The following is a 23,561-nucleotide window of genomic DNA, read 5'->3' as shown; positions in this document are numbered from 1 at the left end:
GGATCAGCTTTTTGCTGCGTTTTTTGCCGCCTTGAAGCGGGCGCGCAGTTCGGCCGCACGCTTCGGCTTTTCCGACTGGCGGGCACGTCCGAGCACCAGCGCGTCATCGGAGACATCCTCCGTCACCGTGCTGCCGGCAGCCACATAGACGCCCTTGCCCAGGGTGATGGGCGCCACAAGCGTCGCATTGGAGCCAATGAAGCTGCCGTCGCCGATCACCGTGCGGTGCTTTCCGAAGCCATCATAATTGCAGGTGATGGTGCCGGCGCCGACATTGCTGCCTGCCCCGATGTCCGCATCCCCAATGTAACTCAGATGATTGACCTTGGCGCCGCGACCGACCACGGCTTTCTTGATCTCGACGAAGTTGCCGATGTGGGTGTCTTCCATCAGCTCGGCGCCGGGGCGCAGGCGGGCATAGGGCCCCATGGACGTGCCGGAGCCGACGCGCGCGCCTTCAAGATGCGAGAAGGCGCGAATCCGCACTTCCGTGGCCACCTTCACATCCGGGCCGAACACCACATTCGGCTCCACCACCACATCGACCCCCAGTTCGGTGTCATGGGAGAAGTAAACCGTTTCAGGCGCATGGAGTGTCACACCGGCCTCCATCGCCGCCAGCCGGGCACGCTTCTGGAACACCGCTTCGCAGGCGGCCAGCTGGGCACGGGTGTTGACCCCCTGCACTTCTTCTTCCTCAGCGGAGACCGCCTTGACGGTCAATCCGCGCTCATTGGCGATTTCCACCGCATCGGTCAGGTAGAACTCACCTTTGGCATTGGCATTGCCAACGGCCTGCATCAGCTCAAGCGCGACCTTGCCGTTGAAGCCCATGATGCCGGAGTTGCACAGGGTGACCTTGCGCTCCTCATCGGTGGCATCTTTTTCTTCGCGGATCGCCATCAAGCGGCCATCGCAGGTCAGCAGACGGCCATAGCCAAACGGGTTCTTTGCCTCAAAACCCAGAACGGCCACATCGGCGCCAGCTGCCAGACCATCGCGCACGCGCGAAATCGTCGCTTCCGTCACCAGCGGGGTGTCGCCGAAAAGCACCAGAACGTCATCGGAGGCCTGCTGCAGCGCCGGTTCTGCGGCCAGGGCTGCATGTGCCGTGCCGAGCCGTTCGGTCTGCACGTAGCAGGAGGCATTGGGGGAGATACGGGCGACGGCGCGCTCCAACTCGGGCATATCCGGGCCGATCACCACGGCAATCCGGTCAGCTCCGGCAGCCTGAAGCGCCTTCAGCACATGGCCGACCAGAGGCAGGTTTCCGATTTCATGCATGACCTTCGGGACGTCAGAGCGCATGCGCGTTCCAAGACCCGCACCCAAAACGATTGGAAGGAAGCTACGTGATGTCATGAATTTCGTCCCCTTTTCGTCCCACTCGGAACGATCAGTGCCTTTCCCCGGATACAACAACGGCATCCCCGTGACTAAAATCGCTGCCTGTATGCCCCGATCCACAAGACATTGAAAGACTTTCCATGTTTCCCCGGACGCATTCTTGTTCGTTAACCATAATTGAAGTCTCATTGCGCAGATTATCATCTAAGATTCGGCTTCACGAGACACGGGACACACGTGCCAGACAGGACCACCAGCAACGCGGCCAGACGCCGAGCCAGGGAGACGCTGACAAATCAGCGACTTACTGTGCTCGGCTGGGCATTTGCCGCGATCTTGTGCGGTGTGACGGGGCTGGCAGCGCTTCAGTACGGTCAACCGTTGGCAGATCGACTTGCTGCCAATTATGACGGCGTTCAGTTGCCGGCAGTCGGCCCGGTGTCCTCGACGGCCTCGATCGGTCTGAATGGCCAGGATATTTCCCTTGGCATCTACGACATGCCTTCAGCCGCCTCCGAAGCCCGTAACCTGATTTCCAGCGGTCACATTGAAACCTTGCAAAAGGAAGTCGTCTCGCTGCGCCGGCATGTGTTTTTGCTGAGCGAACAGAATGCACAGTATTCGCGCCGACTGGCGGCTCTGGAAGAAAAACTTCAGGCAGGCATCCCGGAGAGCCCTGCACAGGGAAGCATCACACAGGCTGCTCCCGACAAGAACGAGAGCGCGGCAAAGAAAACACCCGTGCCATCCCCGGTCAAGCAGACACCTTCGGCACAGACGCAGGCCACTGAACCAGCTGATCCACGAGCCGCAGCCCTGAAGGCGCAGGAGCGGTTCCGGCCGACAGCCAACATCAAGTCATCGCAAGATACTCAGGACGACAGCGACAGCGTGCGCTCGCGCATCGAATTCATGCCGGCACCGGAAACCCGCAGTGGCAAACCGTTTCTGACCCTGTCTCAACTGCCCCGCGGCACCAACTCTGGCGACCCTGCCCCCGCGCCGCGCCCGGTGCGCATCGTTCAGCTGCCGCCGGCAGAAGAAGCTCCGTCCTATGAGCAGGCGCAGCTGTTGCTGCCGCCGGAAGACGGTCTGGAGCCCACATCGACGGCCTCGATCCCCTCCGCCACACGCGCCGCGATCCCAAGGGCGGCGCTTGACGCTTCACAGACCCGTCAGCAGGTCGCACCCGCGCCCGAAGTCGATCTGATCATCAAGCCATCGAAAGCCGCCGGCCAGTCGCAAGGCGGCTCGGGCAGCGTCAGTCGCAGCGATTTTGCCGTGGTACTCGGGCATTTTGAAAGCGATGTTGCTGCGGCCGAAGCCTGGGAAAAATTCACAACCGACAATTCTGAGCGCATTGCCGATCTGACGGCACGCTCTGCCCCGTCCGCCTTGCATCCGGGCGAGATCGACCTGCTTGTCGGGCCGTTTGCCAATGCAGCCGATGCGACCGTGGCCTGTCTGCGGCTTATCGACAGCGCCGGGCAATGTCACCCAACGCTGTTTTCCGGTGATGCGCTGCCTGCCCTGCCGAGCATGCCCCAGGGCCGTTCATAACGCTGGCTCAGCCGATTTGAGCGAAGACCGGAAACCACTCCAGCAGCGTGTAGGACATCGTCTGCATGAAGCCGGTGAGGAACATGATGCCGGTCAGGATCATCACCAGCCCCATCGCCTTTTCCACCAGCCCCATATGCCGCCGGAACCGCTGCATGAAGCCGAGGAACGGCTTGGCAAAGAGCGCCGCCAGCAGGAAGGGGATGCCCATCCCCAGGGCGTAGGCACTCAGCAGCAGCGCTCCACTGGCCACCGTGGCTTCAGAGGCAGCCACCGAGAGGATTGCAGCGAGGATCGGACCGATGCAGGGCGTCCAGCCAAAAGCAAAGGCCAGACCGATGACATAGCCGCCCAGCAGCCCGGCCGGCTTGCGCTCCACATGCACCCGTGCCTCGCGGTAGAGCAGCCCGATGCGGAAAACGCCAAGGAAATGCAGCCCCATGATGATGATCAGGATGCCAGCCACCACGGCCAGCGTGTCGATGTGACCGCTGACCAGCTTGCCCAGCACGCTGGCACTGGCGCCAAGCGCGATGAAGACGGTCGAGAACCCGGCCACGAACGACAAGGCGGCAAAGAACACCTTGCGGGAGGCGACTTGCGTATCCCCCTCCCCGTTCAGCTGGTCCAGCGACACACCGGCGAGAAAGCCGAGATAGGGCGGCACCAGGGGCAAGACGCATGGGGATACAAACGACAGGAGCCCGGCAAACAGCGCGCCCCAGATGGTGATGTCCTGCAACATGAAGAAATCGGGTCCGGATTGGAGGATGGATTCGACAGGGTCATAAATGGCGCAAGCCATCACGACAAGAAAGTCACGTCTGTATCACAGCTCGGTCAGCGCAGCGCCGGGACAAATCAACGCCCCCACATGAATGCCCTTCGGGTATTGCGGGGGATGGATTCCGACCTGAAAACCAAAAAGCCCCGGCGCCGGTTGAAAACCGAACCGCCTGGGCTTTTTGGTCAGATCTGGAAAACCTCGGTTAACCCGGGTGTCGTCCACCCTTGATCACTTCAAACAGGTTTTCCCGCAGGTCTTTTTCTTCCATGCCATCACGCAGGCCCTGCCGCCACTGATCCAGCACAAGACGCAGGCCCAATGTGTCCCGGTTGTGTGGCAACTGACCTATGAAGCCGGCAAAGAACTCGTCGAGACGTGCACGGTCAAGCGTTCCCTGATCGATGAGTGCGTGTATCAGGGTCATCGTCGCCGCGATGTGCCCCTTTACAAACTCCAGCTCCATTGAGCTGGCATGCATTTCTGCCGTATTATCGTGCATAAAAAACCTCGCTGGTCCGGCAAGCGAGTTCTCGCGCCGGATGTGCGGACCTCTCGAAAATTGCCCAAGCGGACCTAAACTAACCTACGGATAGAATACAACAAAACGGAGAACAAGCGATATCCGTCAATCGACCTAGGGCGATTTTGCTGAGGCACCGCAAAAAACATAACTGAAAAACTCTGGCATTCTGATTACTTACCCTAGGTGACTCGATATTTTTGCGTCAAGAGACCTTTCCAGGCAATTCATCAACAGGTGATCGATTTTTTTTGGCATTTTGCCCTTGCATCAAATCCCTCCCCCGCTTAAACACCAGCGCATTCCGGACGGCAACGACGGCGGGCCCAACCAGTCCCACCCAGTCCCCGGACCCAAATTGGGAGCCGATAGCTCAGCTGGTAGAGCAACTGACTTTTAATCAGTAGGTCCAGGGTTCGAACCCCTGTCGGCTCACCATTTTCTCCTAGAAAAATCAAAAACTTGTGCTCCCTGCGGCATCAGCGAAATGCGTGTCGCCTTGAATTCGGTGCGGCTTTTGGCACCGGAAAGTTTTACCCTATCCCGTTCCCCTGATCGCCGCACGAAAAACGCCGCCATCGGCTGATAGCGGCGTCTGAATCTTGCTGTTCAGATTGTTTTGAAACAGCCTCAGGCCGGCGACAGAACCAAACTCATGCCATGCAGCTCTCTCGCCGGGATCACCTTGCGGGCTTCAAGACCCTTGCAGGCCACTTCCAGCGCTGCGAAGCATGGCAGCGTGTCGGGCAGGCTCTCTGCCGCTGCCTCGCCCAGAGCATAGGCGTAGGCCTGTCTGGTCAGAACATTGATCTCACCGCGGGCTGTGGGCAGCTCAAGGCCCAGACTGGTGGCGCGCATCTCTCGCTGGCCAATAAAGCCGCCCAGAAACTCGTGATGGTCGGAGGGGTCACCGGCGACCATATAAAGCGCTGAAACCGCTGTGGCGCCATTTGCGTGGCTCTGGAAGGCGGGCTTCCAGAAATTCTCCGGGTATTTGTTGTGACAGGCGAAAAAGCCCAGCTCCGGCCCATGCGGGTCCGTGGCGAAAGTCAGATCGAAGGCGACTTTTGCCGTCGCGCCATCCGGCAGATTGGCCTCGCGCTCAAAGCCGAAGGGCTCGTAGGTTTTCAGACCCAGGCGCTGATAGTCGGCACGGTCCTGCTCGGCCCCGAGGGAATCGGCCACCAGCATGGAAATGCCTTCACCGGTTTTGAGAAAATCTCGATTGAACGCCCCGAAGGAAAATGCAGTCTCCGTCGCCTCGACAATCTTGTCCGGCTCGGCAACGCTTAGCAGCTCGACGAAGAAGCCGTCCAGCTGCACCAGCTTGTTGGCCGTGCCCCAGGCATGATGGTTGGTCGGCGTGACCGTGAAACCCAGCGCCTGCCAGGCCTTGCCCGCGGCCTCAAGATCCTTCACGGCAACGACAATATGATCCAGGCCACGCGTCATTTTCAGTTTTCCTTGTTCCCTTGCCCTGAGGCCCGCCTTGCAGACTTCACGCTCTTCGCGTGGTCATAGCAGACCGAGGTCGGTGCCAAAAGCCGCGCTCTCGCAAAACATCTGAAAAGCGGTACTGGCTGGTTTTTGGCGAATTGTCCTTCGCCTCGCCCCTCAGGCTGGTTCGTGGCAGCCAGGACGTCTGGATCCCCGAACAAGTCGGGGATGACGGCCGAGAGATTTGCCGAGAGCCAGGTTTCTCTCCGTCATCCCATGGCCCGACCATGGGATCCATGCCGATACATCGCGACAGACGAGAGCCTTCCCGAGGCGCTCGGCAACGGCGTGAAGTGCCGGATCAAGTCCGGCAATGACGCCAGGGGGCACGAGAGCGGTCAGGTCGGGGCGCACCGATCCCGGATCGGCGCCGGCGCTTGCCCGGGATGACAACGGAGGCGATTTACCTACCCTTGCCCCCTCGTCATCCCATGACTTGATCATGGGATCCATGCCGATACATCGCGACAGACGAAAGCCTTCCCGAGGCGCTCGGCAACGGCGTGAAGTGCCGGATCAAGTCCGGCAATGACGCCAGGGGGCACGAGAGCGGTCAGGTCGGGGCGCACCGATCCCGGATCGGCGCCGGCGCTTGCCCGGGATGACAACGGAGGGGTTCGTGCAGGTCGCCTGCTCAGCCCCGCTTTCCTTCTCCGCCCGCCGGCACACGACACCCCATAATCGGTCATCCCGCACGTAGCGAAGGCGGAGGTGCGGGACCGGCGAACCCCGAACATCTCGACGAACTTTAATTCTGGATCCTCGGGACAAGCCCGAGGATGACGCCCGATGGACGCGCACAACACCTGCCCCTCCCCTCGTCATCCCATGACTTGATCATGGGATCCATGCCGATACATCGCGACAGACGAGAGCCTCCCCGAGGCGCTCGGCAACGGCTTGGAGTGCCGGATCAAGTCCGGCAGTGACGGCTAAGGAGAGGAATGCACGCACGTTCCTCCGTCATCCCATGACTTGATCATGGGATCCATGCCGATACATCGCGACAGACGAAAACCTTCCCGAGGCGCATGACAACGGCGTGGAGCGCAGGATCAGGTCCGGCAATGACGCCAGGGGGCACGAGAGCGGTCAGGTCGGGGCGCACCGATCCCGGATCGGCGCTGGCGCTTGTCCGGGATGACGACGGAGGGATTCGTGCAGGTCGCCTGCTCAGCCCCGCTTTCCTTCTCCACCCGCCGGCACACGACACCCCATGATCGGTCATCCCGCACGCAGCGAAGGCGGAGATGCGGGACCGGTGAGCTCCGAACATCTCGACGAACTTTAATTCTGGATCCTCGGGACAAGCCCGAGGATGACGCCCGATGGACGCGCACAACACCTGTCCCTCCCCTCGTCATCCCATCACTTGATCATGGGATCCATGCCGATATGTCGCGGCAGACGAGCACCTCCCCGAGACGCACGGCAACCGCGTGGAGTGCCGGATCAGGACCGGCAATGACGAGTAAGCGGAGCCACGCGGACTGGGGGCGACTGGACTTCCCGTCCAAACAAAGATCCCAAAGACAAAAAAAGCCGGCCCAGGGGCCGGCTTTGAAGATTGTACCAAAAGCACAAGGCATCAGACGAGGCGGCTTTGCTGGATGGCGGCCGCGACGAAGGAAGCAAACAGCGGGTGCGGCTCAAACGGGCGGGACTTCAGTTCCGGGTGGTACTGAACGCCGATGAACCACGGATGGCCTTCGATCTCGACTGTTTCCGGCAGGACGCCATCAGGCGATGTGCCGGCAAAGATCAGTCCGCAGGATTCCAGCTGTTCGCGGTAGCCGATGTTGACCTCGTAGCGGTGACGATGACGCTCGGAGACAGTCTCTTCGCCGTAGATCTCGGCGATTTTCGACCCCGGCTTCAAAGCCGCCGTATAGGCGCCCAGACGCATGGTGCCGCCGAGATCGCCGTCCAGATGACGGACTTCCTTCTCGTTGCCGCGCGACCATTCGGTCATCAGACCGACAACCGGCTCTTTCGCCGGACCGAATTCGGTCGAGTTCGCGTCAGGGATACCGGCCAGGTTGCGGGCGGCTTCCAGCACCGCCATCTGCATGCCGAAGCAAATGCCAAAGTAAGGGATCTTGCGGGTGCGGGCAAAATGCGCGGCGGCAATCTTGCCTTCCGCGCCGCGTTCGCCGAAGCCGCCGGGGACCAGAATGCCGTGCACGCCATCAAGGTAAGGGGTCGGATCCTCCTTCTCGAAGGTTTCCGATTCCATCCACTCGAAGTTGACCTTGACGTTGTTGGCGATGCCGCCATGAACCAAGGCTTCGATCAGCGACTTGTAGGCGTCTTTGAGCACGGTGTATTTGCCGACGATGGCGATTTTCACTTCGCCTTCCGGATTGGCAATGCCTTCCGAAATGGTTGTCCAGCGATCAAGAACCGGCGCCGGTGCACCAGTGATCCCGAATGCGGCCAGAACCTCGTCGTCCAGGCCTTCCTTGTGGTAGGCCAGCGGCACATCATAGATCGACTTGACGTCATAGGCCGGGATCACGGCGCCTTCGCGCACGTTGCAGAACAGCGACAGCTTGCGGCGCTCGGTTTCCGGGATCAGACGATCACAGCGGACCATCAGAATGTCGGGCTGAATGCCGATCGACCGCAGCTCCTTGACCGAGTGCTGGGTCGGCTTGGTCTTCATTTCGCCGGCTGCCGGAATGTAGGGCATCAGGGTCAGATGAACATAGACAGCATCGCCGCGCGGCAATTCGTTGCCGAGCTGACGGATGGCTTCGAAGAACGGCAGGCCTTCGATATCACCGACCGTGCCACCGATTTCGGTCAGGACGAAGTCATAGTCCTCATTGCCGTCAAGAACGAAGTTCTTGATCTCGTCGGTAACGTGGGGAATGACCTGAACCGTTCCACCAAGGTAGTCGCCGCGGCGTTCCTTGGTGATGATGTCCTGATAAATGCGACCGGTGGTGATGTTGTCCTGCTTGTTGGCAGGACGCCCGGTGAAGCGTTCGTAGTGACCCAGGTCGAGATCCGTCTCGGCCCCGTCATCTGTGACGAAACACTCGCCATGCTGATACGGACTCATGGTGCCCGGATCAACGTTCAAGTAGGGATCGAGCTTACGCAGTCGAACCTTGTATCCGCGTGCCTGGAGCAGAGCGCCCAGGGCCGCAGAAGCCAAACCTTTGCCAAGCGAGGAGACCACGCCGCCGGTGATAAAAATGTATCGCGCCATGGAGCCGCATCATATCGTTGCCGAGGGGTGTTTGACCACTCGTGAGTTTTCATTAGACACAACAAAAATGCCCTGCGGGGTCCGCAGGGCATATAGAGCATCGCGAACGAACGTTCGCCACCCGCAAACCGCCCTTACTGGGCAGCCGGAACCTGTGGTCCTGCGGGGGTGCTCTCTTCACTTTGCTGCTTGAGCGAATCAAGGAGACCATTGCCCGAACCGCCGGTGCTGTCGGCAGGTGCGGTGGTCGCAGGAACCTGATCCAGCACAGAACCTGGGCGCTGGCCCATTTCTGCAATCAGGGTCAGAGCGATCGAGGTGCCAAAGAAGGCCACTGCCAGGATCGCCGTCGCGCGGGTCAGCACGTTTGCCGTGCCACGACTGGACATGAAGCCGCCACCGCCGCCGCCGCCGATGCCAAGGGCACCGCCCTCGGAGCGTTGCAGCAGGACGACCAGCACGAGAGCCAGCACGACCATAAGATGAATTACGATGACTACGGTTTCCATCGTGGGCCATTCTGTTTGATCAAGATTGGGCGCCTTCTACACCAGTTGGCAGAAGCTTTCCACCCTTCATATGGGCTTTTGCCCACGGCTTGCCAGCTGGTTGGCCGTAAAACAGCAGTTTCCCGGCTTTGCTTTTGGTTTTATACAGATTTTCAGGTTTATTTAGGCCGCTTGCGAGATCCTGCATCAGGTTTTTGCTGCGTCTTTTTTCAGCGGTTCAAGGGATTTCGAGACAAGATGACTATTTTGATTACCGGTGGCGCCGGTTACATTGGATCACATTGCTGCGTCACCTTCATGGAGGCCGGCCACAATATCGTCGTTCTCGACAATCTTGCGAACTCCCGCCTGAAAAGCCTGGAGCGGGTGGCCGAGATCACCGGAAAGTCCGTCAGCTTCGAGCAGGCCGACATTCGTGATCAGGACCGGCTGGAAGAGGTGTTGCGCAAATACAGCTGTACGGCGGTCGTGCATTTCGCCGGATTGAAGGCGGTGGGCGAATCCGTTGCCAATCCCCTCGACTATTACGACTGCAACGTCATCGGCAGTCACCGCCTGCTCAGCGCCATGGAAGCCTGTGGCGTGCATCAGTTGATCTTTTCGTCCTCGGCCACCGTCTATGGTGAACCGCAATATTTGCCCCTGACGGAAGATCACCCCACCGGACCGGTCAACCCCTACGGCCAGTCCAAACTGATGGTCGAGCAGATTTTACGCGACCTTTCCGCCAGCGATCCCAAGTGGCGGTTTTCCATCCTGCGCTATTTCAATCCGGTCGGCGCCCATAAGTCTGGTCTGATCGGCGAGAATCCGCTCGGCGTTCCCAGCAACCTGATGCCGTTCATCACCCAGGTGGCCGACGGACGACGGGAACAGCTGGCGATCTTCGGCGACGACTATGACACAGTCGATGGAACCGGCGTGCGCGACTACATCCATGTGGTCGACCTGGTGGAAGGCCATCTGAAGGCCTATGACGCCCTGCAGACCGCATCAAGCGACAACGCCTGCATGACCGTCAATCTGGGAACCGGGACCGGCTATTCCGTGCTGCAGATGGTCAAGGCGTTCGAGCGCGCATCCAACCAGAAAATTACCACCACCGTCGCAGCGCGACGCGAGGGCGATGTGGCAGCGTGTTTTGCCGACACCAGCCAGGCCGAACGCTCCATCGACTGGGTGGCCCGGAAGGGTCTTGAGGAGATGTGTCACGACACCTGGAACTGGGTCTGCAAAAACCCGAAAGGCTTCGAGGACGAAAGCGCCTGAGCGTTGCGTCCCCGAGAATCGCATTTGATAAAATGACTGCGGTCAATTTTCCCTCGAAGAAATGACCGCGGTCATTTTCAGCCGTGGGCGATCATCACGTGACGCACGGCGGTGTAGTCCTCGAGCGCGTAATGCGACATGTCCTTGCCGTAGCCGGACTGCTTCATGCCACCGTGCGGCATCTCGTTGACCAGCATGAAATGGGTGTTGACCCAGGTGCAGCCGTAGCGCAGTTGAGCTGCCGTCTGCATGGCGCGTGAAACGTCCTTCGTCCAGACCGAAGAGGCCAGGCCGTAGTCGCTGTCATTGGCCCAGGTGACGGCCTCATCGACCTCAGAGAAGCGGGTGACGGAGACAACCGGACCAAAGACTTCGCGGCGCACAATCTCATCGCTTTGCAGAGCTCCGGCCAACACCGTCGGCTGATAGTAGAAGCCGTTGCCGCCGTGGGTCTTGCCGCCGGCTGTCGCCTCGATGTGCGGCTGCTCCAGAGCGCGTTCGACAAAGCTTGCCACCCGGTCGCGCTGACGCATGGAAATCAGCGGGCCAATTTCGTTCTGGGTGTCATCCTCAAGCGCATATTTGATGGTCGAGACCGCAGACGACAGATCGGCCACCAGCCGGTCGTAGATCTTCGGGCCGGCATAGATCCGGCAAGCGGCGGTGCAATCCTGCCCGGCGTTGTAGAAGCCAAAGGCCTTCAGTCCTTCCACGACCGCATCCAGATCCGCATCATCATAGACGATGACCGGCGCCTTGCCGCCAAGCTCCAGATGGGTGCGCTTCACCGTTCTGGAAGCGGCCTGCATGATCTTCTTTCCCGTGGCCACGTCACCGGTGATCGAGATCATGTTGACCTTCGGGTGATTGATCAGTGCGTTTCCGACGCTGTCACCGCGCCCGAGAACCACGTTGACGACCCCTTCCGGCAGCACATCGGCGAGGATCTTCGCCAGTTTCAGCGCCGTCAGCGGCGTTTGCTCGGACGGCTTGAAGATCACCGTGTTGCCGCCGCCAATGGCTGGCGCCAACTTCCAGGCCATCATCATCAACGGGTAGTTCCAGGGTGCGATGGAGGCGACGATGCCGACCGGATCGCGGCGGATCATCGAGGTGTGGCCTTCCATGTATTCGCCGGCAGCCGAGGCCGGAACACAGCGCACGGCACCGGCAAAAAACCGGTAACAGTCGACGATTGCAGGGATTTCGTCATCCGTTGCCGCGTTGATCGGCTTGCCGCAGTTGAGCGCTTCGAGGGCTGCAAACCCTTCGGCTTCCGCTTCGATCCTGTCGGCAATTTTCAGCAGGTAGCCGGCGCGTTCTGCCGGGGTCGTGCGCGACCATGTCGCAAACGCCTTTTCTGCAGCCGCGACCGCGCGCTCCACCTGGGAAATCGACGCCTCCGGCAAAGTGGTGATGGTCTCGCCGGTGCGTGGGTTGAAGATTGTCTCTTCGGTTTCCGTTCCGGCTTCGAAGGAGCCGCCGATCAGCATTTGAGTGTCCATAAAGTGCCTCCGTAGTCCGGTTTATTTGCCGTGTCCGGCGGTCTTGTCGCCGTCGCGGGTGAGATAGTAGGCGCCGAGGATCGGCAGGAAGGTGACCAGCACCACCACCATGGCCACCACGTTGGTGACGGGCCGCTGACGCGGACGCACCAGCTCTTCCAGCATCCAGATCGGCAGGGTGGCCTGCTGACCGGCGGTAAAGGTTGTGACGATGACCTCATCAAAAGACAGGGCAAAGGCGAGCATGCCGCCTGCCAGAAGCGCGGTGCCGATGTTGGGCAGAATGACATAGCGCAGGGTCTGGAAGCCATTGGCGCCCAGGTCCATCGACGCTTCGATGAGCGACCCCGACGTCCGGCGGAACCGCGCCACCGCGTTGTTGTAGACGACCACGACGCAGAAGGTCGCGTGACCGAGGATGATGGTCCACATCGAATAGGGAATGTCGGCCAGATGGAAGGCTGAGCGCAGGGCGATACCCGTGATGATGCCCGGCAACGCGATCGGCAGGATGACCATCAGCGACACGGCTTCGCGGCCAAAGAACCGAGATTTGGCAACAGCTGCGGCGCAAAAGCTGCCGAGCACAACGGCGATTGCCGTGGAAATCGCTGCAACCTGCAAAGACAGATACAGCGCCTCCCAGACATCCGGCCGGTTCCAGGTTACCGCGAACCATTTCATCGTCAGCCCGGGGGGCGGCCACTGATAGCTCTTTTCTTCCGTGGTGAAGGCATAGACGAAGATCAGCAGGATCGGCAGATGCAGAAACGCCAGGCCGGCACCAGCTGCGATCTTCAGGCCAAGCGGAGCCTTTGCGGAATATGCGCTCATGACAGAGGTCTCCCAAGGTTCATCCGGGTTCCGCCCTGCTCGGACTTGATCCGAGCATCCATGCCGTTCACCTGCGGATCGCGCAGGCCTCTGGTTGGTCGAGACGGAACGGCATGGATTGCCGGATCAAGTCCGGCAATGACGCGGAGGGGATTGGTAGACCGAGGCTGGTAGAGGGAGGATCGTTCCACGCCCTCCTTCGTCATCCCGGCCGTAGCGGAGTGAAGAGCCGGGATCGGTGAGCGACGGCGATGCTCTCGGCTCTCCGATCCCGGATCAGCCGCAGGCTGTCCGGGATGACACGCAAAAAGCTGGGAAAAATCAAAGTGCATCGAAGGCTCCCATCCGCTTGGCACCCCAGAGGTAGAAGCCCATGATCACCACCGGGACGACCGTAAAGGCCGCCGCCAGCGGGATGTTGCCGGCTGTGCCCTGATGGGCATAGACCGCCTGACCGATGAACAGCCGCGACGAACCGACGATCTGCGGGATGATGTAGTCGCCCAACGTGAGCGAAAAGGTGAAGATCGAGCCGGCCACCACGCCTGGCAACGCCAGAGGCAGCAACACGTGGCGCAGGGTTTCGGACGGGTTGGCGCCCTGGTCGGCGGAGGCTTCCAGCAGACTGACCGGTACCCGCTCAAGGGCTGCCTGCATCGGCAGGATCATGAAGGGCAGCCAGACATAGAGGAACACCAGAAACGTGCCGATGTAGCTGACGGACAATGAGTTTCCGCCAATCACCGGAATGGCGAGGATAAGTTCCAGCAGCGGCATCAAACCAATCTTGGAGAACCCCCAGGTCAGGATACCTTCCTTGGCCAGGATCAGCTTCCACGCATAGACCTTGACCAGATAGCTGGACCAAAGAGGCAACATCACGCCGAGGTAGAAGACCGCCTTCCAGCGCCCCCGCGCATAGCGGGCGGCGAAATAGGCAATGGGAAAGGCGACGATGGCCGCAAACACCGTGACGCAAGCCGCCATGGTCACCGTGCGGGTAATGATGTCGAGATTGACCGGCCGTAGCAGCTCGCCATAGGTCTTCAGCGTCCATTCGTATTGAACGAGGCCGGTGAATTCATCGATGGCAAAGAAGCTCTGCGCCAACAGCGCAAACAGAGAGCCGAGATAGATGACCCCGAGCCAGAGAACGGGCGGCGCCAGCAGAACGGCGAGCAGGACGGTTGGCCGCCGCCACAGCAGGTCGGAAAACCGGGCCAGAAGCCCCGGCTTCCTTTGAAGAACGGCAGGTGACGCCGTAACGCTCGGGTTCATTTCCCCTGCCCCATCATGTGGAGCGCGGTGCGGTCCCAGCCGATCGCCACCGAGGTGCCGCGCTCTGGCACCGGCATTCCGGCAGGCACCAATGCGGAAAGCTGGATCTGGCGGAACTGCAGGCCGAGCTTGGTCACAGCGCCGGTGTAACTGAGGCTGTTGACTGTCGCCGCGTGGGCCTCACCCTGCCCGATACGAATGGCTTCAGGACGCAGGCTTGCCGGTGCCGCAACCCCGGTCAGTTCGCGCACCAGTTCTGCCGGCAAAACATTTGACGAGCCGACAAAATCCGCCACGAACGGCGTGTCCGGCCGCTGATAGATCTCTTCCGGCGTGCCGACCTGCTGCACCTGTCCCTGATTGAAGACGGCGACACGGTCGGCCATCGACAGGGCTTCACCCTGATCGTGGGTGACGAAAATGAAGGTGATGCCCAGGCTTTGCTGCAGGGATTTCAGCTCTTCCTGCATCTGTTCGCGCAGCTTCAGATCCAACGCGCCCAAAGGCTCATCGAGAAGCAGGACCTTCGGCTGGTTGACCAGGGCGCGGGCCAGAGCCACGCGCTGACGTTGGCCGCCGGACAAGGCGCTGGGCGCACGGTCACCGTAGCCGGGAAGTCGCACGAGTTCGAGGGTTTCCTCCGCCTTGGCATGGCGTTGCTTCTTGCCCATTCCGGCGATCATCAGGCCGTAGGCGACATTGTCGCGCACGCTCATGTGCGGAAACAGGGCGTAGTCCTGAAAAACCGTATTTACGTTGCGGCGGTAAGGCGGAACTCCCTTGGCGCTCTCGCCGAAAATCTCGATTTCTCCCGCGGTCGGGAGTTCAAAGCCGGCGATCAGCCGCAGACTTGTCGTCTTGCCGGAGCCGGAGGGCCCGAGCATGGCGAAAAACTCGCCCGCCCGAACGTCCAGATCGACGGCATCAACAGCCCGGACATCGCCATAGAGGCGGGAGACGGCCTTGAAGAGTACTGCAGATTGCATGGATGCATGGTCCCTTCACCTGCCGGACGCGCCGGCAGGTGGTTTGGAGGTCTTGAATGTCAGATGAAGCGACTTAGCGGCCGCCGATCACGCCGATGTAGTCGGAGACCCAGCGATAGTAGGGAACGCACTGTTCCTGGCTTTCGCATTTGGAAACCGGCGTGGTCCAGAACTTGATCTTGTCAAAGTCATCCAGACCATTGGCGGTGCAGCCTTCAGCCGTCTGCATGCCACGCCCATCGGTACAGGCAGCCGGCACGGACGGATTGGCCCCGAACCAGACCGACAGATCGCTCTGCAGATTGGACGACAGCGTGTGTTCCATCCACATGTAGGCGCAGTTGGGATGCTCGGCTTCCGCATGCAGCATGGTGGTGTCGGCCCAGCCCGTCGCCCCTTCCTCCGGAATGACAGAAGCCACAGGCACGCCATCGCCCTTCAGCAGGTTGACCTGAAACGGCCAGGAACCGGAGGCGACAACACCTTCGTTCTTGAAGTCGTCGATCTGGATGAAGGCATCATGCCAATAGCGCGACACCAGTTTGCGCTGCTGACGCAGAAGGTCCAGAGCCGCGTCATATTGTTCCTGATTGAGCTCATACGGGCTCTTGATGCCCAGCTCCGGCTTGTGGGTCATCAGGTAGTTGGCGGCATCGGCAATGTGGATCGGGCCGTCATAGGCCTGCACCCGGCCCTGGTTGGACTTGCCGTCCGACAGGGTCATTTCCTCAAACACCACTTTCCAGCTGGTCGGGGCTTCAGAGAAGGCTTCCGTGTTGTACATCAGAACATTCGGGCCCCACATGTAGGGAATGCCGTAATGGGTGCCGTCAACCGTGTGCCAGGGTGCATCCTTCAGCCGGTCATCGACGTCGGACCAGCTCGGCACCAGGTCGACATTGACCGGCTGCACGCGCTTGCCGGCAATCAGACGCAGGGATGCGTCACCGGAAGCGGTGACGAGATCGAAGCCGCCTTCGTTCATAAGCGCAACCATCTCGTCGGATGTATTGGCAGATTTCACACTGACCTTGCAGCCGGTTTTCTCTTCAAACGAAGTGACCCAGTCAAAGGACTTGTCGGTTTCACCGCGCTCGATGTAACCCGGCCAGGCAACGATGACGACTTCGCCTTCGCCTGCGCCCAATTCGGTCATCATTTCAGCAGCCTGGAGGCTGGAAGTCTGGGCAATCAGCAGCGATGCGATTGAACAGCACGTCAGAAACTTATTCATCAACAAACCTTCCCTCTGAATGGAATTTTGGTCGTGTGGAGGTGATATTTTTTGGACTTTTTATTGTGACCCGAGAGTGCGCCGATCCCCTGGCAATCGCAATTTCAAAAAACAGAAAGTGTGTATCGGAATTTCCGATACCATCAATTCAAACAAGCCAGGAACCGCCGAGGAGTGACCTCCTCTAAACTCTTATTAAAAAAGGATTTTTGGAATTTCGTGAAAGCCATCTCACGTAAGGTAAATCACGGCACGCACCCCCAAACGGCCACTGCCGTGCGGCTTAGCGATTGCGAAGCATGCGCTGGGCCTTGGCCAGTTCGATGAAATTCGCTGTCGTCTTTTGCGGCACCGAGCCGCGGCGCCAGACAATCCCGACCTGCACCACCGGCAGGCTGCCGCTGACATCACGGGATTCGATCCGGTCGCCTTCCAGCGACCAGGGGCGGTAGACCAGATCCGGCAGGATGGCGATGCCTGCGCCCGTTGCCACCAGCGAGCGCACCGCCTCGACCGAACGGGTGCGGAACGCGACGGGCGGGCGTGAACCAAGCGCGCCAAGCAGCTTGCCGGTCGCCTCTTCGATTTCATCCAGGGTCAGCATGATCAGGGGTTCGCCCAGCAGGTCCGACAGGGCCACGCTGTCCGGGGTTTCAAGCCGGTGACCAATGGGCAACCACAGGCGGTAGGGCGACACTTCGAGGATTTCCGACTGCAGCGCCATCGGGTCGCGCAGATTGGAGACGACCATCACCGCCACATCCAGTTCGCCACCGATCAGCAAATGCTCCAGATACTCGCCGCTGTCCTCGATCGCCGTGACCTGGACGCCCGGATAAGCTCTGCGATACCGCGCCAGAATATCCGACAGCACATAGCCGGCAACCAGCGAAGTGACACCCAGATGCAGCCGTCCCGGTGCGGCATCCGGAGGCTCGACGAAAGCCCGTCGAGCATCGGAGACACTGGCCAGGATCGATGTCGCATGACGGAGAAACTGATGCCCCTTGTGAGTGATCGTCAGCCCACGGGAATGACGTTCAAACAGAGCCACCCCAAGATCGCTCTCCAGCGCCTTGATCGCCTCGGTCACGGAAGACTGAGAGATATTGAAGGATTGGGCCGCGCCGGAGATAGAGCCTCGTTCTGCTGCGGCCACAAAATAATGCAACTGGCGGATGGAAAAAGACATGCCGTTGGCAACAACACTTGAGAGTTTAACACTGGACTGATCACCCACATGAGACACTGCCGCCAGCGTCGGAGCAAGAGATTTTCACCGCCCCGACCGCATAGCCTCCAGTGCGCGTTTGCAACGTTGAATTGACTGGCTGTTTCTTGCGATTCCTGATCGCCCCACCCCACCCTTCAGATTGGCGTGTCTCCCTGCGGAACTTCACTGTTCACGCCTGATGAACACTGCGTGTGCAGCGCAGCATCTTTTACCCATCAGTTTCCCATGCCATATGCCGTGATAAGGATCGGCATGGTGCCGGTGGTTTTTTCAGACTTCAGAGGTTCTCCATGACCAAGGTTCTCGTTCTTTATTATTCCAGCTACGGCCACATCGAAGCCATGGCGGAAGCCGTTGCCGAGGGCGTACGCTCCACCGGTGCCACAGCCGACGTCAAGCGCGTTGCCGAGACCGTGCCGGAAGACATCGCCAAGCAGAGCTACTTCAAGCTGGACCAGGCAGCTCCCCTGGCAAAGCCGGACGACCTGAAGGATTACGACGCCATCATCGTTGGCGCGCCGACACGCTTCGGTCGTCTGCCGTCGCAGATGGCAAGCTTCTGGGAACAGGCTGGCGGTCTGTGGGCCACGGGCGCTCTGGAAGGCAAGGTCGGTGGTGCATTCACCTCCAGCGCCACCCAGCACGGCGGCAACGAGGGCACACTCTTCGGTCTGCTGAACACCTTCCTGCACTTCGGCATGGTGGTGACTGGCCTGCCCTATTCCTACGCCGGTCAAATGACCCTGGACGAAATCGCCGGTGGTTCGCCCTATGGTGCAACAACCATCTCCGGTGGCAAGGGCGAACGTCTGCCGAGCAAGATCGAACTGGATGGCGCGCGCTACCAGGGCAAGTTCGTGGCTGAAACAGCTGGCAAGCTGCTCGCCGGTGCCAAGGTTGCCGAGCCGGCCTGAGCTTCTCTCCTCCCGTGAGAAAGGCCCAAACTTCAGCGGAGTGCTTCGGCACTCCGCTTTTTTTTGCGAGGTCTCTAGCCTAACAGCGCACCGGTGAGGATCTTCAGGGCCAGGATGACGAGCAGCACCAAAATACCCCAGTCGAAGACCTGACGCGACACCCGCTCGCCAACCCAGGCGCCTGCAGGCATGGCGATCAATGAGGCCACTGTTGCGGCCAGTCCGATCAGAAACCGCTCCTCGGTCAACAGTCCGACAGCCACCATGCGCTCGATCTGGGTCACGGTCATCAACGCGAAGAACACCGAGATCGTCGCAATGAAGGCTGCCCGAGGCAGCTTCAAGGCATTGAGGAAGGTCAGAGAGGCCGGGGCCGAAAGGCCGGTTGCGCCCTGCATCATGCCACCGAGAAAGCCAAGCGGCAGTGCCAGCCTCACCGCACCTGGATAAGTCAGAGCCCAATCCGTCTTCCAAAGGCGGAATCCGACATAGCCGATGACAACCAGGGCCATGGCGATTTCCAGCGTCTCGCCCGGCAGTTCGGACAGAAGATAGGTGCCGATGATGGCCCCGAGTGCGCCGCCGCCGCCAAACAGTGCCAGAAACGGCACAGGCAGCAGGTGACGCCGATACAGCCAGGCCTGCCAGATGTTGGTCAGTAGGTTGGGAACGACGAAGACGGCGACTGCGAACTGAATGTCGACCAGCGCCGTCAGGACCGGAATGCCGATGATCGGCGCCCCCGCTCCGGTCGCGCCTTTCAGCAGCCCGCCCATGGCGCAGGCGAGAAGCGCAATGGCCAACGAGAAAAGATCGAACTCCAACTGAAGAACTCCGTAGCTATCGTGTGCGGCAGGCGCAGGACGCCTCCTCTGCGGCAAGGGCCCAGGTGCGCGACATATACAAAATCAAGGATCCGGACTCAGCACGCAGACCATCAGATCTCTCGTCCCACGGTCAGGCGCGAGATGTCCAGTGCAACACACCTATGCGGAGGACTTTCTCCAACAAAAGCAGAGGTATGAAGATCAGGAGCGAGCCGTCGCTGCGACCTGGGAGTTCGCGGACACCGGATAGCAATGCCCGATAATTTTCGCAAATTCGACCGCTGGCACAGGGCGGGAGAAATAATAGCCCTGGGCATAGGGAATGCCATAAGCGGCCAGAGCCTGGACCTGAGCTGGTGTTTCCACGCCCTCGGCGATCATCGCAATGCCTGCCTCCTCGCCGATTGCCACGATATGGCGGAAAAAGGATCCCTTGACGCTTTTGCGCGCCGGGTCAATCTCGTCGGTGAACGACTTGTCGATCTTCAGGTAGTCTGCATCGACCTGTTGCAACTGCTGCAGGTTGGAATATCCCGTCCCGAAATCGTCGATGGCAACATCCAGGCCCGCCTGCTTCAGCCACCTGAAAGTTTCCACCATGCCGTTGCCATGGCCCATGCCGGTTTCCAGGATTTCACAGACAATCTGAATATTCCGCTGACGCAGGCCAGCCAAGGCACTGCAGCCCTTGATGCGCTGAAGGTTTTTATCACAGAGGTCTGCCGGATAGAAATTCAAGGACAAACGGAAGCCGTCAGGAAGCGAGCCAAGGCTCTCAAGTTCGCGCAGCACAATCCGAAAGAGCATTTCGGTAAATGCCCAGGACTTCCCTTCCCTCTCAATCACGTGAATGAAGTCCAGAGGGCTGAGCCGCCCATACTCATCCTCAAACCGCGCAAGCACCTCACAGCCAGCAACACGTCCCGTGTTCATGTCGATGATCGGCTGATAGTGGCAGGCAAAGCCCTTTCCCTGGTGCCTGAGAGCACGCAATATCCGCCCACTCACACTCAGGCGTTTCTCCAGAGACCGCTTGGAAACCAGATAAAACAGCACAGCGATACAAAGCGAAGTCAGGCCGCCCAGAACAATCATGAGCCGTTGGTTTCTGGCAACACTGAGCGGTGAATTGGCTGTGACCACACAAAACACGCCAAGATCCTTGTTGCAATGCGTGACGGTCGCCCAAAAGAAGCTGGTCAGAGTGTTGCGCGCGGCCAGCTCCCGCAACATCGGGTTGCCATGGACGTGCGCTATGAACGCACCCGACAGATCCACCGAGTAGACCTGCCAACGGTGATCGGGCACATGCCCACGGGCCCGCTTCGGGTCCAGAATCACACCGATACGCCGGCGTCTCTCCAGGTGATGGCCAGCAACCTGAGGGAGAAATGGCAGCCGGACATCCACGATGATCTGGCGATGCAGATAGACTAGGGACTCAATCTCACGTCCGACGACAACATGCGGCTCTTTCAGGGCGCCCATGGTCGCCGAGCAGAGAATGGCGTCGCCAGCCTCTTCGAAAACAACAATATCGGTAAGCAGGGTAAAGCCGAACAAGGTTTCGCGAAACGTCGCCAGACTGGCTTCGCTACAGTCACCTGACGCAACCAGGATCGGGTCGCGAAACACCCTTTCGCGTTCCTGCAGCGCGTCCAGGACATTCCTCACCAGAAGCTCCGCTTCGTAGCGCAACTCCCTTTCTTCTTCGTTCTTTGTCAGCAGCACAACAGAGATCAGGCACAATGCGAACAAAAACAGAGAAACGGCGACCAACCAAAATTTTGGAACAGAGCCTGGCACTGCCGTTCTGGACATTCAAAATCACCCTGCCTCACTGGGCGAAGCTCAAGGCTCCGCTGTTACTCCTCATTCTCCACAGCCCGAAAGCCGGGATGAATTTGCATGAGTATAAACGACAAGATCTTACCAAGGGTTTTCCATGGAAAATACGTCAGAATACTGAACCGCGATTGCACGAACCCTACAAGAGGTCCCCTAGAGGCAAGAAAGCGTTCTGCAGCCACCACAGCGACGTGCCCGCTGTTTTTTTGAAATCGCGCTTGATGGCCCGCACCTGACACGTTATAGAGTTACTGTTACTTGATAACATAACATGGTTTTGCAAATGTCCTCCCTTAGCCTTTTTTCCAACTGGAAACAGCCCCGTGCCCTTCGTCGCCAGCTTGCCGCGTTGGCACTTGGTCTGCCCCTCTCAGCCGCGCTTGCCATCGCCACCTCGCCGCAAGCTTATGCCGCGCCGGGTGTGGTTGTGACGATCAAGCCAATCCACTCGCTTATCGCCGCCGTCATGCAGGGCATCGGCGCACCCGAGCTTCTGATTGAAGGCTCGACCTCGCCGCATGAACTGGCGCTGAAGCCGTCGCAAGCAGCAAAACTGCAGAAAGCTGATCTGATCATCTGGGTTGGAGAAAACCTGGAAAGCGCACTGGAAAAGCCGCTGGCAAGCCTGGGCAAGCAGGACGGCGTTCTCGAACTGATGGAGATCGACGGACTGCAGCTTCTGTCCTACCGCGACAGCGACGATTGGGGCCATCCGGACCATGATGATCATGAAGATCATCACGACGCACAGCATGAGGCAGGTCATGCCGACCACGAAGAACATGCAGATCACGCAGATCATGGAGACCACGAAGAAGCGGATCATGAGGACGGCCACCCTGAGGGCGCGCATCACCACACCGGCCTTGACGCCCACATTTGGCTGTCACCGAATAATGCCAAGCTGATCGCCGCCACAGTGGCAGCTCGCCTTGGCGCGATGGACCCGGACAATGCCGCCCGCTATCAGGAGAATGCCCGGGCCCTTGAAATCTCGATCAGCGCGCTGTCCGACGAGATCAACAGTCGCGTCGCCGCGGCGCGTGGCACCGGCATGATCGTCTTCCATGACGCCTATCACTATTTCGAAGAGAGCTTCGACCTGCACTTCGAGGCGGCCGTCTCTCCCAATCCGGAGGTCCAGTCCGGAGCCTCCAGCATGTCGGCATTGGAAACGCTGGTAAAGGAACGCGGCATTCGCTGCATCTTTGCCGAACCGCAATTCACTGCCAAACGGGTAAAACTCCTGCAAGAATCCTCGGGCCTGAAGATTGGCACCCTCGACCCGCTCGGCGCTGATCTGGCGGCCGGCCCGGATCTCTACCCGGCACTGCTCACCGCCATGGCCGACGCCATCGCCACCTGCGCCAAGGACTAGCGCCCGGCGCACTGACCTCATCGCGTCCCATCCTCACCACTCCGTCATCCTCGGGCTCGACCCGAGGATCCAGGCCGCTCCGTTGCCACACAAACAAGCTCCCCGCGTGGAGACGTAACGGCATGGATGCCATGGTCAAGCCATGGCATGACGCAGAGGTGGGAAGGGCGACACCTGCCATCTCCACCACACCCCAACCTCGCCACTCCGTCATCCTCGGGCTCCACCCGAGGATCCAGGCCGCTCCGTTGCCACACAAACAAGCTCCCCGCGTGGAGACGTAACGGCATGGATGCCATGGTCAAGCCATGGCATGACGCAGAGGTGGGAAGGGCGACACCTGCCATCTCCACCACACCCCAACCTCGCCACTCCGTCATCCTCGGGCTCAACCCGAGGATCCAGGCCACTCCCGTGTCACACGATCAGTCTTCCCGAGAGGAAACGTAACGGCGTGGATGCCATGGTCAAGCCATGGCATGACGCAGAGGTGGGAAGGGCGACACCTGCCATCTCCACCACACCCCAACCTCGCCACTCCGTCATCCTCGGGCTCGACCCGAGGATCCAGGCCACTCCCGTGTCACACGATCAGCCTCACCGAGAGGGGACGTAACGGCATGGATGCCATGGTCAAGCCATGGCATGACGCAGAGGTGGCATGCGTAATAAAAAGGCCGCCCGGGTGGGCGGCCTCAGACTGCTGACAAACCCGTCGATTTCCGGCGGGTTTGTTTTTTAAGCTTTTGCTTTGTGGCGATTGTCCGCGTTTATGGGTTTGTTTTTTGCGGGCTTGCCTGTGTCACGCGGGGGCTTG

General features: G+C 59.9%; 22 protein-coding genes and 1 tRNA gene. 6 read left to right on the top strand and 17 right to left on the bottom strand.

Translation table 11 applies throughout. The annotated features are described in order from the left end of the window. Positions 1–3: 3 nt before the first annotated feature. Positions 4–1,362 (bottom strand): bifunctional UDP-N-acetylglucosamine diphosphorylase/glucosamine-1-phosphate N-acetyltransferase GlmU, encoded by a 1,359-nt coding sequence (glmU, locus tag J0X15_RS18835; RefSeq protein WP_206944254.1) that lies wholly within the window; start codon positions 1,360–1,362, stop codon positions 4–6. A gap of 222 nt (positions 1,363–1,584) precedes the next feature. Between glmU and J0X15_RS18830 the strand changes: the two genes are divergently transcribed. Continuing rightward, entirely contained in the window at positions 1,585–2,907 is a 1,323-nt protein-coding gene (locus J0X15_RS18830; RefSeq protein ID WP_206944252.1) for a hypothetical protein, read from the top strand. Between the two features lie 7 nt (positions 2,908–2,914). Here the strand turns inward: J0X15_RS18830 and J0X15_RS18825 are convergent, their stop codons facing one another. Both J0X15_RS18825 and J0X15_RS18820 read right to left on the bottom strand, forming a co-directional pair. Continuing rightward, positions 2,915–3,652: a cytochrome c biogenesis CcdA family protein gene (locus J0X15_RS18825; protein ID WP_206944250.1), complete on the bottom strand. Its 738-nt coding sequence runs from the start codon at positions 3,650–3,652 to the stop codon at positions 2,915–2,917. Between the two features lie 244 nt (positions 3,653–3,896). Continuing rightward, a complete protein-coding gene (locus J0X15_RS18820; protein ID WP_206944249.1) occupies positions 3,897–4,193 on the bottom strand; it encodes a hypothetical protein in 297 nt (98 codons plus the stop codon). A 383-nt stretch (positions 4,194–4,576) separates the two neighbouring features. On the opposite strand from J0X15_RS18820, the gene J0X15_RS18815 reads away from it, so the two are divergent. After that, positions 4,577–4,652 (top strand) — tRNA-Lys (locus J0X15_RS18815). A gap of 192 nt (positions 4,653–4,844) precedes the next feature. Here J0X15_RS18815 and J0X15_RS18810 read toward each other — a convergent pair. Continuing rightward, the gene (locus J0X15_RS18810) at positions 4,845–5,666 is read right to left on the bottom strand and encodes a VOC family protein (protein WP_206944247.1); all 822 of its coding nucleotides are present in this window, start codon (positions 5,664–5,666) and stop codon (positions 4,845–4,847) included. Positions 5,667–5,879: 213 nt separating this feature from the next. Between J0X15_RS18810 and J0X15_RS18805 the strand changes: the two genes are divergently transcribed. After that, positions 5,880–6,101 carry a hypothetical protein gene (locus J0X15_RS18805; protein WP_206944245.1) on the top strand — a complete coding sequence of 74 codons (222 nt, stop codon included), beginning with the start codon at positions 5,880–5,882 and terminating at the stop codon, positions 6,099–6,101. A gap of 50 nt (positions 6,102–6,151) precedes the next feature. Here the strand turns inward: J0X15_RS18805 and J0X15_RS18800 are convergent, their stop codons facing one another. The 4 genes from J0X15_RS18800 to J0X15_RS18785 form a co-directional block, all read right to left on the bottom strand. Beyond that, positions 6,152–6,319: a hypothetical protein gene (locus J0X15_RS18800; RefSeq protein WP_206944243.1), complete on the bottom strand. Its 168-nt coding sequence runs from the start codon at positions 6,317–6,319 to the stop codon at positions 6,152–6,154. Positions 6,320–7,299: 980 nt separating this feature from the next. Further along, positions 7,300–8,928 carry a CTP synthase gene (locus J0X15_RS18795; protein WP_206944241.1) on the bottom strand — a complete coding sequence of 543 codons (1,629 nt, stop codon included), beginning with the start codon at positions 8,926–8,928 and terminating at the stop codon, positions 7,300–7,302. A 134-nt stretch (positions 8,929–9,062) separates the two neighbouring features. Continuing rightward, positions 9,063–9,437, bottom strand: a complete 375-nt coding sequence (gene secG / locus J0X15_RS18790; protein WP_206944239.1) for a preprotein translocase subunit SecG — start codon at positions 9,435–9,437, stop codon at positions 9,063–9,065. A gap of 19 nt (positions 9,438–9,456) precedes the next feature. Next, positions 9,457–9,624 (bottom strand): hypothetical protein, encoded by a 168-nt coding sequence (locus J0X15_RS18785; RefSeq protein ID WP_206944211.1) that lies wholly within the window; start codon positions 9,622–9,624, stop codon positions 9,457–9,459. Between the two features lie 50 nt (positions 9,625–9,674). On the opposite strand from J0X15_RS18785, the gene galE reads away from it, so the two are divergent. Further along, complete coding sequence (gene galE, locus J0X15_RS18780; RefSeq protein ID WP_206944209.1) at positions 9,675–10,706, top strand: UDP-glucose 4-epimerase GalE; 1,032 nt, start codon at positions 9,675–9,677, stop codon at positions 10,704–10,706. A gap of 77 nt (positions 10,707–10,783) precedes the next feature. Here the strand turns inward: galE and J0X15_RS18775 are convergent, their stop codons facing one another. The 7 genes from J0X15_RS18775 to J0X15_RS18745 all read right to left on the bottom strand — a co-directional run bounded on the left by J0X15_RS18775 (position 10,784) and on the right by J0X15_RS18745 (position 17,735). Next, positions 10,784–12,211, bottom strand: coding sequence for a gamma-aminobutyraldehyde dehydrogenase (locus J0X15_RS18775; RefSeq protein WP_206944208.1), 1,428 nt, complete (start codon positions 12,209–12,211; stop codon positions 10,784–10,786). 21 nt (positions 12,212–12,232) lie between these two features. Continuing rightward, complete coding sequence (locus J0X15_RS18770) at positions 12,233–13,045, bottom strand: ABC transporter permease (RefSeq protein ID WP_206944206.1); 813 nt, start codon at positions 13,043–13,045, stop codon at positions 12,233–12,235. After that, the gene (locus J0X15_RS18765) at positions 13,042–13,377 is read right to left on the bottom strand and encodes a hypothetical protein (protein ID WP_206944204.1); all 336 of its coding nucleotides are present in this window, start codon (positions 13,375–13,377) and stop codon (positions 13,042–13,044) included. Before J0X15_RS18765 ends, J0X15_RS18770 begins: the two co-directional genes overlap by 4 nt. Further along, positions 13,367–14,323: an ABC transporter permease gene (locus J0X15_RS18760; protein ID WP_206944203.1), complete on the bottom strand. Its 957-nt coding sequence runs from the start codon at positions 14,321–14,323 to the stop codon at positions 13,367–13,369. Before J0X15_RS18760 ends, J0X15_RS18765 begins: the two co-directional genes overlap by 11 nt. Then, complete coding sequence (locus J0X15_RS18755) at positions 14,320–15,309, bottom strand: ABC transporter ATP-binding protein (RefSeq protein ID WP_206944201.1); 990 nt, start codon at positions 15,307–15,309, stop codon at positions 14,320–14,322. Before J0X15_RS18755 ends, J0X15_RS18760 begins: the two co-directional genes overlap by 4 nt. A 73-nt stretch (positions 15,310–15,382) precedes the next feature. Then, positions 15,383–16,543, bottom strand: coding sequence for an ABC transporter substrate-binding protein (locus tag J0X15_RS18750; protein ID WP_206944199.1), 1,161 nt, complete (start codon positions 16,541–16,543; stop codon positions 15,383–15,385). A 283-nt stretch (positions 16,544–16,826) separates the two neighbouring features. Continuing rightward, positions 16,827–17,735 (bottom strand): LysR family transcriptional regulator, encoded by a 909-nt coding sequence (locus J0X15_RS18745; RefSeq protein ID WP_206944197.1) that lies wholly within the window; start codon positions 17,733–17,735, stop codon positions 16,827–16,829. A 332-nt stretch (positions 17,736–18,067) separates the two neighbouring features. Between J0X15_RS18745 and wrbA the strand changes: the two genes are divergently transcribed. Further along, complete coding sequence (gene wrbA / locus J0X15_RS18740; protein ID WP_206944195.1) at positions 18,068–18,691, top strand: NAD(P)H:quinone oxidoreductase; 624 nt, start codon at positions 18,068–18,070, stop codon at positions 18,689–18,691. 74 nt (positions 18,692–18,765) lie between these two features. Here wrbA and J0X15_RS18735 read toward each other — a convergent pair whose 3' ends face one another. Together J0X15_RS18735 and J0X15_RS18730 are read right to left on the bottom strand one after the other, a co-directional pair. Next, positions 18,766–19,515 (bottom strand): sulfite exporter TauE/SafE family protein, encoded by a 750-nt coding sequence (locus J0X15_RS18735; RefSeq protein ID WP_209015472.1) that lies wholly within the window; start codon positions 19,513–19,515, stop codon positions 18,766–18,768. 204 nt (positions 19,516–19,719) lie between these two features. Then, entirely contained in the window at positions 19,720–21,339 is a 1,620-nt protein-coding gene (locus J0X15_RS18730; RefSeq protein WP_206944193.1) for an EAL domain-containing protein, read from the bottom strand. Between the two features lie 310 nt (positions 21,340–21,649). On the opposite strand from J0X15_RS18730, the gene J0X15_RS18725 reads away from it, so the two are divergent. Next, entirely contained in the window at positions 21,650–22,744 is a 1,095-nt protein-coding gene (locus tag J0X15_RS18725; RefSeq protein ID WP_206944191.1) for a zinc ABC transporter substrate-binding protein, read from the top strand. Positions 22,745–23,561 lie beyond the last annotated feature (817 nt).

This window comes from Roseibium limicola, from assembly GCF_017313085.1.
In the GTDB taxonomy this organism is placed as follows: domain Bacteria; phylum Pseudomonadota; class Alphaproteobacteria; order Rhizobiales; family Stappiaceae; genus Roseibium; species Roseibium limicola.
The sequence above is the reverse complement of the archived record's forward strand: the minus strand, read 5'-3'. Positions and strand labels throughout refer to the sequence as shown.